The 4,863-nt window shown below is 62.6% G+C and carries 4 protein-coding genes and 1 pseudogene; 2 read left to right on the top strand and 3 right to left on the bottom strand.

The window, feature by feature from the left end; all coding sequences use genetic code 11:
• The 3 genes from WA702_RS01130 to WA702_RS01120 all read right to left on the bottom strand — a co-directional run.
• Positions 1–340: hypothetical protein (locus WA702_RS01130; RefSeq protein WP_425108683.1), on the bottom strand; the 340-nt coding region annotated here is incomplete at its 3' end.
• 116 nt (positions 341–456) lie between these two features.
• Positions 457–1,668, bottom strand: a complete 1,212-nt coding sequence (gene rlmN / locus WA702_RS01125; RefSeq protein ID WP_425108682.1) for a 23S rRNA (adenine(2503)-C(2))-methyltransferase RlmN — start codon at positions 1,666–1,668, stop codon at positions 457–459.
• A 161-nt stretch (positions 1,669–1,829) separates the two neighbouring features.
• A complete protein-coding gene (locus tag WA702_RS01120; protein WP_425108681.1) occupies positions 1,830–2,456 on the bottom strand; it encodes an invasion associated locus B family protein in 627 nt (208 codons plus the stop codon).
• Between the two features lie 462 nt (positions 2,457–2,918).
• Here WA702_RS01120 and WA702_RS01115 point away from each other — a divergent pair, with 462 nt between their 5' ends.
• Together WA702_RS01115 and WA702_RS01110 are read left to right on the top strand one after the other, a co-directional pair.
• Entirely contained in the window at positions 2,919–3,893 is a 975-nt protein-coding gene (locus tag WA702_RS01115) for an NADPH:quinone oxidoreductase family protein (RefSeq protein WP_425108680.1), read from the top strand.
• Positions 3,894–4,402: 509 nt separating this feature from the next.
• Positions 4,403–4,863 (top strand): annotated as a pseudogene (locus WA702_RS01110) (hypothetical protein); the annotation flags it as partial.

Below are 4,863 nucleotides of genomic sequence, written 5' to 3'. Positions count from 1 at the left end.
GCACGATGCCTTCGAAGTGGAAGGTCTCGGGATCGAACGGAATCAGGCCGAGATAGCAGGCGAGCCCGACCACGCCGCCGCCGATCGCGTAAGCCAGCACGCTGCGAATCGAAAAGGTCTCGGTGATCAGCGCGATCAGGAGTGCGGGCATCAGCGCGAAGCCGGACACGAAGATGAAGCCAAACCCGACGACGACGTTGAGCGCGCCCTGATCGATCGGCCCATCGCCGAGATCCGAGAATTCCGGGAACAGGATCGCGATCACCACGATCAGGCCGGCGACGAAGCAGGCGGCGGCAAAACCGAACACGATCGCGAACAGACGGCCGATCAGCGCCATGGCAGGAAACCATCCTCGTCATCGCGAGCAGCGTCAGCGACGAAGCGATCCAGTGTCACGCTCAAAGTACTGGATTGCTTCGTTGACGCTCGCAATGACGGAAGCGGGAGCACGTATCAATCCGTCATTGCCATGGCGCGCAGCGCCTGGCGCTCGCGGGCTGACAATTTCTCAGTCTCCGACTTCAACTGGCCACAGGCGGCGAGGATGTCGCGTCCGCGCGGCGTGCGCACCGGCGAGGAATAACCGGCGTTGAAGACGTATTCGGAGAATTTCTCGATCTGCTCCCAGTCCGAGCATTCATAGGCCGTGCCCGGCCATGGATTGAACGGGATCAGATTGATCTTGGCGGGAATGCCCTTGAGCAGCTTCACCAGCAGCCTGGCGTCGTCGAGCGAATCGTTGACGCCCTTGAGCATCACATATTCGAAGGTGATGCGCCGCGCATTGGAGGCGCCGGGATAGTCGCGGCAGGCCTGCAGCAGCTCGGCAATCGGATATTTGCGGTTCAGCGGCACCAGCTCATTGCGCAGCTCGTCGCGCACCGCGTGCAGCGAGATCGCCAGCATCACGCCGATCTCCTCGCCGGCGCGGACGATGTTCGGCACCACGCCAGAGGTCGACAGCGTGACACGGCGGCGGGAGATGCCGATGCCTTCATTGTCGGTGACGATCGCCAGCGCCTCGCGCACCGCGTCGAAATTGTAGAGCGGCTCGCCCATGCCCATCATCACGACGTTGGTGACGAGCCGGTTGCCGAGCGGCGTCTCGCGATCGGCCCAGTCGTTGAGGCGATCGCGTGCCACCATGACCTGGCCGACGATCTCGCCGGCAGTGAGGTTGCGCACCAGCCGCTGGGTGCCGGTGTGGCAGAATGAGCAATTCAGGGTGCAGCCGACCTGCGAGGAGACACACAGCGTGCCGCGGTCGGTTTCGGGAATGTAGACGCACTCGACCTCATGCGCCTTCTGCATGACGTCGCCGCTCGGCAACCGCAGTAGCCATTTGCGGGTGCCGTCGTTGGAGATCTGCTCGGCGACGACCTCCGGCCGATCGACCGTGAAGCGCTCCGCGAGCCCAGTACGTGTCTCCTTGGAGACCGAACTCATGTCATCGAAGCTGCGCGCGCCGCGGAAGTAGATCCAGTGCCAGAGCTGCTGCACGCGCATCTTCTGCTGCCGCTCGGGCACGCCGATCTCGCTGAGCCTGGCGGCTAATTCTTCGCGCGACAGCCCGATCAGCGACGGCCGGGCCGGCGGCACGTAGGTTTCGAGCGGGGTCTTTTCGAGGGGCGCGGTGGCCTGGCGCAGCTCGGCGGTCGACGACATCTGGGTAACCTGGTGATCTCGGGTGCCGATCGGCCGCAGCGGCCGAAGGCTTCGAGCTGCGTTATATAGCAATTCAGGCCGCAATTGCGACGGGAACGGGTGGGAAATGGCATCTGGTTAAAGCCGGCAATCTTACCGTCGGCCTTCTATCGTTTGCCGTCTTATCGCTTGCATTCCTGCGTCACGCGGTCGAGCGCCTGCGACAGGCCCTTGAGCGAAAAGGTATCGGTAGTCTCGGTGCCCTTGGCGGAGACGCCCTTGACCACCGCGTCCGGCGCCCGGCGCATCGCCTCCACCATCCGCTCCTCCTCGGCCGCGTTCTTGATCCAGAGCCCGTCGCCTTGCGTGTACATCGCATAAACAGCGCCGCCGACCTCGAGCGTCGATTCCGAGCCGGGCTTCAGCGCGTAGCCGATCATGATCGAGACTTCGTTGACCACTTTTTCGGATGGCCGGGTCGAGACGAAGGCATAGGCCGGGTCGCGCGGACGGTTCGGCGGATTGGATTTCGACGAACTCGGCTTGGCCAGCGCGAAGCAGACCTTCTTGCCCCCGGGCGTCGCCGTGTAGGCACCCCAACCGCCGAACTGACCGATCAGGGTCGGCTCGGCGCCGCCGACACTCGGCACCGCAGACTTGGTCTCTGCTTTGGGCGCTGCTTTCGGCGCAGCCGCCTTGGAAGCGGACGTATTGGGCGCTTTCGGTGCCGCGCTTTGCCCTGCTGCGAGGCTCGGAACCCCGACCACCAGCCCGCCGATCGCCAGCGCTGTCAGTAACCGCCGAAACATATCAGATACAAATCCCCCGCGGCTTGATTCTACCAATATTGTGACTGGAAGATGGCTCGGAACCCAGGCCGGTGCGCCGGATGGGGAATAACCGCTAAACCACATTCTTGCAAAGGCGGTTGAGCTACAGGCGGAACCAGTTCGCGCAGGCGCGGCGAGTCGTCGCCATCAATCGCGCGCCATGGATCGCACTATGGCTCGCATGTGTCATGAACGCACGGCCCCTTCATGCAGACATTGCGCCGATGGCGAGCGACACGCCAACGCGCCTTTCGAGATGCGGCATTTGCTTGACTTCGCTCCGACAATCGCCGCGGCTCAAGTCGATTGTCGCGCCCGCGTAAATCCGGCATGAAGCTTTTCGGTTCCGCGCCGGTGCGGCGGATTTGACATTTGTCAGAGCCGGACACGCGCGATCAACAAAGCAAGCCCATCAACAAAGCAAGCCTCTCGGGAGCGTCCATGAAAGCCATTATCTGCTCGCAATATTGCCAGCCCGACGATCTCGTCTATGCCGACATGCCCGATCCGGTGGCTGGCCCCGGTGAAGCCGTGATCGCGATCAAGGCGGCCGCGCTGAACTTCTTCGACATCCTGATGATCCAGGGCAAGTATCAGATCAAGCCGCCCTTCCCGTTCTCGCCGGGCGCGGAGGTTTCAGGCGTGATCGAGAGCATCGGCGACCGCGTCACGGACCTGAAGGTCGGCGACCGCGTCGTCGCCTCCTGCGGCCACAACGGCGCGCGCGAGAAGATCGCGCTGCCGGCCGCCTCGATTGTAAAGATTCCCGACAATCTCGATTTCGATCGCGCGGCCGGTATCATCATCATCTACGGCACCGCGCTGCATGCGCTGGAGGATCGCGCGAGTCCGAAGCCGGGCGAGACGCTGGCCGTGCTGGGTGCCGCCGGCGGCACCGGCCTTGCGGCCTGCGAGCTCGGCAAGCTGATGGGACTAAAGGTGATCGCCTGCGCCTCGTCGGACGAGAAGCTGGCGTTTGCCAAGGCCCATGGCGCGGAGCTGACGCTGAACTACGCGACGGAAGATCTGAAGGAAGGGCTGCGCCGTCTCACCGGCGGCAAGGGCGCCGACATCATCTTCGATCCGGTCGGCGGCAGCTATGCCGAGGCCGCGCTGCGCGCGATCGCCTGGGAAGGCCGCTTCCTGGTGATCGGCTTCGCCGCCGGCGACATTCCGAAGATGCCGCTCAATCTCGCGCTGCTGAAGGGCTGCGACATCCGCGGCGTGTTCTGGGGCGCCTGGACGCGGCTCAATCCGGCAAAGAACCGCGCCAATCTCGAGAAGCTCGTGCAGTGGACTGCCGAGGGCAAGATCTCCTCGCATGTCGATCGCACCTTCCCGCTGGCACAGACGGCAGAAGCACTCAAGGTGCTTGCGGGCCGCCAAGCGATGGGCAAGGTCATCCTGCATCCCTGAGCAATATGGCAACGCGGTGCGGACGGCGGGAGTTGCCATCCGCACGGCGTCGGCAACGAAATCGTCACAAAACACCTAACGACGATCGATAGTCCTGTGTGCTCACAAGCAATGGTTGCGATCCATCGATGCGCGCGGGCCACAGGCGCCGCCGATTCCGCGAGCTCCACGATCAAATATCTTAAAAATTCGTAAAACGCGCGATTTTTAGTTAATACAACCAAGCCAAATTGTGGCACGGTTAATTATCCATCTTAGTAATTGTTACTTAAGAGATTTAGACTTTCAGCGCGGCACGGTTTACAGGTCTACGCCGCAATCTGAGCAAAATATATCCAGATTCGCGCCTGCTATCGTCCACTTTTGGGCCGATTCAGTTAGTCAATTACTCTTCGGGCAGTGGGTTATCTTTGCGTGCGTTGGTCCTTTAGAAGTGCGTTGGTCCTTCAAGGCCTGACCGCTGGGATACCCCGATAGTTGCGTCAGAGTTGAAGCGGGGAACATCGCCAATGGGTGAGCGGACGACCTACGGTCGATCACACGACAGAAGCAATTCACGCGATCCTGATCTCAATGCCTTCGGCGACGAGCCGACCGGATCGCGGGCACAGCAATCCTACAGGTTCGGTCGCGCCACGCGCGGCGACGAATATCCTCCCGAAGAGTCGATGCCGATGTTCCTGTCCGGCTACGACGACGAGGAAGAGCAGCATCATAACGTCCACATGCAGATGCACGAGCGGGAAGGGCTCGAGTTCGAGGAGGAGCACTGGCCGGCGCGGCCTCGCCGTGCAAGCGTGTCCTCACGCATCCTGCTCGCCGTGGTCGCAGCTGCCTCGGTGGCGGTGCTGTTTGCCCTGGTGACCTCGGATGCGACGCGCGATCTGGTGGCGACCGCCAAGGCCTCGATCATCGGGGCGACGCCCGATCCGACTGCGCCGCAGCCGACCGCGACCCAGCTTACCGCGCG

Origin of the sequence: Bradyrhizobium sp. (assembly GCF_049798375.1) — a bacterium.
Taxonomy (GTDB): Bacteria; Pseudomonadota; Alphaproteobacteria; order Rhizobiales; family Xanthobacteraceae; genus Bradyrhizobium.
This window is presented reverse-complemented; position numbering and strand designations above follow the sequence as displayed.

Excerpts from the sequence above, each read along its gene's own strand:
- rlmN (WP_425108682.1), bottom strand. The coding sequence starts at position 1,668 with ATGTCGTCGACCGCCGAGCTGCGCCAGGCCACCGCGCCCCTCGAAAAG.
- WA702_RS01120 (WP_425108681.1), bottom strand. The coding sequence starts at position 2,456 with ATGTTTCGGCGGTTACTGACAGCGCTGGCGATCGGCGGGCTGGTGGTC.
- WA702_RS01115 (WP_425108680.1), top strand. The coding sequence starts at position 2,919 with ATGAAAGCCATTATCTGCTCGCAATATTGCCAGCCCGACGATCTCGTC.